Source organism: Rhizobium sp. RU36D (genome assembly GCF_900176345.1).
In the GTDB taxonomy this organism is placed as follows: domain Bacteria; phylum Pseudomonadota; class Alphaproteobacteria; order Rhizobiales; family Rhizobiaceae; genus Allorhizobium.
Window position 1 is genome coordinate 1 of sequence record NZ_FWXU01000069.1, and the last position, 1,505, is coordinate 1,505.

Sequence of the window (1,505 nt, forward strand, 5' to 3'; positions counted from 1 at the left end):
TCGGCGTGCAAAATTGGCTCTGACTCATTCTTGATGATGTTTCGGATTGTACTGGCCTGATTCTTGAAGGAGAATCAGCGCCATGCGAGCCTATTTTCGGCTTTCCGATTTAATCCCTGCCGAGTTGAACGTGGAATCAGTTGATCACAGACCCGATGTGATCGTCGTCACCGCACATGGTCAGTCCCGAGGTTGCAGGTGTCCCGAATGCGGCACGACCTCCTATCGTGTTCATAGCCGCTATTCTCGGATTATCACCGATCTGCCGTGTGCCGGCCGAAGGATCAAGCTGCACCTGACGGTCCGACGCTTCGTCTGCAATGTCGTCCATTGCCGCCGAAGGATTTTCGCCGAGCGTTTCGGTGATGGCGTGATCCGACCCATGGCCCGCCGGACAGCGCGCCTGGAGACCTTGGTTCACCATCTCGCTTTGGCATTGGGTGGTCGGCCAGCAGCACGGTTCGCAGATCGTCTCGGGTTACCGGTTAGCAATGACACGCTGCTTCGAACCGTTCGCCGATATGATCGCCCACCACCACCGCCGCCAAGCGTCATCGGCATTGATGACTGGGCGTGGCGTCGCAATCACCGATATGGCACTATCATCTGCGATCTGGAGCGACGAAAGACGATCGCGCTGTTGCCCGACCGAGAACCCTCGACCGCAAAGGCTTGGCTGGTCGAGCAGCCGCAGATCGAAATCGTCGCACGAGATCGCGGCGGCGGGTATGCGCAGGCCGCTGCACAAGCCCTGCCATACGCAGAACAGGTCGCCGACCGCTGGCATCTGATGGAAAACGCCAGCCACGCCTTTCTTGACGCCGTTCGCAAGTCGATGCGGCAGGTCCGCATTGCAATCGGCACAGCAACTGTAAATCCAAAGCTTCTGACAGCCGCCGAGCGACTGCAATATGAGGGTTATCTGCGGCGTGAAGAGGCAAACGCTGTCATCCGTGGTCTCGTCAGCGAAGGCGTGTCCATCAAGGAGATCGTGCGCAAAACGGGGCACAGCCGAAAGCTGGTTCGCAGTGTCGTCCGTGGTCAGCGGACCGACATCTTTCGGGTCCGGCAAACTTCCCTGGAACCACATCTCCCTTGGCTTGAAGCGCAATGGGACGCCGGATTGCGGAACGGCGCTGAACTTTGGCGGCAGCTTCGGTTGGCCGGCTTCGGCGGCGGTCTGCGTGTTGTCACCGAATGGGCAACGCGGCGAAGGCGTGCCGAAAAGGCGGAGAATGGACTCGGACATGCGCCGGCCGCACGCACTATCGTCCGCCTGATGACGCTTGAACGCAACAACCTGACCAAGGCTCAAACGATGACAGTCGCCGCCATCGAAGAGAGACTACCGGATCTTGTTGAGGCCAGGGATGTCGTCGAGAGCTTCCACAAAATGCTGCGCAGCAAGTCTAAAGACAATCTGGAAGCTTGGATCGACCGCGCAGCAAGAAGCCTGGTCGCGTCATTCGCCAACGGAGTCATCCGCGACCGGGCAGCGGTTCAGA

At 59.1% G+C, this 1,505-nt stretch carries 1 protein-coding gene; it reads left to right on the forward strand.

Going from position 1 to position 1,505, the window contains the following annotated elements; genetic code table 11:
* Nucleotides 1–82: 82 nt before the first annotated feature.
* Nucleotides 83–1,505: ISL3 family transposase (locus B9A97_RS29185; RefSeq protein ID WP_084369332.1), on the forward strand; the 1,423-nt coding region annotated here is incomplete at its 3' end.